This is a genomic window from Halanaerobium sp. (assembly GCF_003070835.1).
The window spans coordinates 1-2,178 of record NZ_QBLR01000432.1 but is presented as its reverse complement, the minus strand read 5'-3'; the positions used below and the strand labels follow the sequence as shown (position 1 = coordinate 2,178).

General features: G+C 30.6%; 2 protein-coding genes and 1 pseudogene. All 3 read right to left on the bottom strand.

The genetic code is table 11. The features are described from left to right. Positions 1–139 precede the first annotated feature (139 nt). Positions 140–841 carry an HIRAN domain-containing protein gene (locus CI949_RS20100; protein WP_089717102.1) on the bottom strand — a complete coding sequence of 234 codons (702 nt, stop codon included), beginning with the start codon at positions 839–841 and terminating at the stop codon, positions 140–142. Between the two features lie 2 nt (positions 842–843). Then, positions 844–1,719 carry a HipA domain-containing protein gene (locus tag CI949_RS20095; protein WP_134060219.1) on the bottom strand — a complete coding sequence of 292 codons (876 nt, stop codon included), beginning with the start codon at positions 1,717–1,719 and terminating at the stop codon, positions 844–846. 235 nt (positions 1,720–1,954) lie between these two features. Continuing rightward, positions 1,955–2,178: pseudogene (locus CI949_RS20090) on the bottom strand (hypothetical protein); the annotation flags it as partial.

Here is a 2,178-nt window from a genome sequence, read left to right as displayed (position 1 = left end):
TGTTGACTTCTACATGATACATGCCACAACATAGATAGGACTTTCACCTATTATCAGAATAATTTACGGAGCACACAAAAAATAACCGCTACAAATTAAAGTAGCGGATTTGTTAATTCATATTATATTTTGATATTTCCTACGCAATAGAAAATTTGGTTTCTTCCACCTTTGGCTTAACCATCTTACCTCTAAATCTAATCTCTAAAATTTGATAAGGCCCAGCTTTCGGGTTAACCTCATCAATTACAGCATCATATTCTCCATCATCTACCAGCTTATCAATATACCTGCTGTAAACAGCTGGAACATAACCAAGTTTATACTCTTTATCTTTAGTCCAGATTTCAATTGCATGCATATCATAAATATTATCTTCTTCAATTTCTAAATGAAGTTCCTGTCCAGATTCTAAGCTTTCTAAAGCTTTATCTCCATCATAATGTCTCCAACCTGCAATATTGAATTTAACTGTTCTACATTTTTTTTCTTCATCAATAGGCTCCATAAATTCTAATGTATCTGTACTCAGTCTTCCTCCAGTTCTTTTAAGTGCTTCAAATGGCTTGTTTTTTCTATCTTTACCATTTAATCTATTAAGGAATGGAGCAAATAATTTGTCAGAAGTATATTCTTGATCAATATCTTCAAAAATCTTGATAGGCTTATATCCCATCTGAAGTGCATATTCAATACTGCCATGTTCATTCTCATCTTCTCTAATATATTTAAAATGAAATAACCCATTTTCTTTCCACAGTCTACCAATCACAGTTCTTTCTCTGGTATCTGGATCCTTCCAGACAACTAAAAGCTCATTTTTGTGTTTAGCAATTACCATAATCAATCACCTTCTTTCTCGACTAAATCTAACATCCAGCTTCTGCGTTCCATTAATATCTTAAGAACTAATTTCTTTTGGTTTTCACTCATAAAATTTTCAGGTACTTTAAAAACAATCTCTCGAATAATATCTTCTTTCAGTAATTTTAATTTAGTAATAAAATCTTTATATATATCAGAATAGCTCTGTTTTAAATAGTAGAGCATATCATACTGTGTGATTTTTTCATTACCGTTTAGTCTAATACAAGATTTACATTTTCTTAAATAAGATCTAAAAAAGTTCTCATCCTTAAGAAGCTTCTCAACATGATGTGGTAATCTTTCTCTTGCTAAAGAAGAGGCATTATCATAAATTGGGGCTAATTTGGGTGTGATATCATTTTTTTCAGAAACTATTATTCCCCAATTTTCTTCATGTCTGTCAGTTTGACCAATAAACCCATCAAATAGCAGTATTTCAATAAATTCTTCAATTAAATCATATTCTTTTAGATCACTCAAAATATTATTTAGAGTATAATTTTGTCTATTAGCCTCAGTGATTTCATAGCTCATTAGGTCTACGCCTTCTTTTAAGATTTCATCCTTATTTAAAAACCTATAACTAATACAACCATGACTGTTGTTATAAAGAGCTAAATCAATTTGTGGAACTTTTAAATTTAATTCTTCCCCTATTTCTGAAACAATTTTTTCTGCCCAGTGACCTCCACCATACCAATCATAATGTTCATTATATTTTGGCATTTTAAATAAAGCTCTATTTCGGGATTCTGTGTCACGAAGCCAATAAGAATTACTATAACCTTTTCCTTCTTCTATTAATTCCCAGTTGCTTACATCTATAATTTTGTATTTTTGATTTTTATTCATAGTTTAATTACCCTTCTTATATATACATTATACTTTAATATATATTGAATGTAAATTAATCTTATTAATTACTTCTTTATATCTCATTATTTTCCTACATATTTTTTTGAATTTCTTATCTCAAGAGAGAATTAACTGCATCTCTATAACCATACTTCCTTAAATACTCAATAACAGCAGCTTCGAAAATATTTCTCTGAGATACATTCCTAACCTTGCTGAATTCTGTAACTAATTAAGCTAATCTATCAGCCATATAAACACTTTTAGTTTTGGTTGTTCCTGGTACTGCGAAATGTGGAATTTCTCCCTCACTTTCTTCGCCATCCTCTGTAGCTGCTAATAGTTCCTGTAAAGAATCCATATTTTCTTCTAAAAATTCCATCACTGGAGTAAACTTAGCTAGTCTTTCTGCAACATTGACCTGGCGTTCAACCTGTTTTCTAATCTCTGCAGCAA

Coding starts and splice junctions, on each gene's coding strand:
- CI949_RS20095 (WP_134060219.1), bottom strand. CDS start 1,719: ATGAATAAAAATCAAAAATACAAAATTATAGATGTAAGCAACTGGGAA.
- CI949_RS20100 (WP_089717102.1), bottom strand. CDS start 841: ATGGTAATTGCTAAACACAAAAATGAGCTTTTAGTTGTCTGGAAGGAT.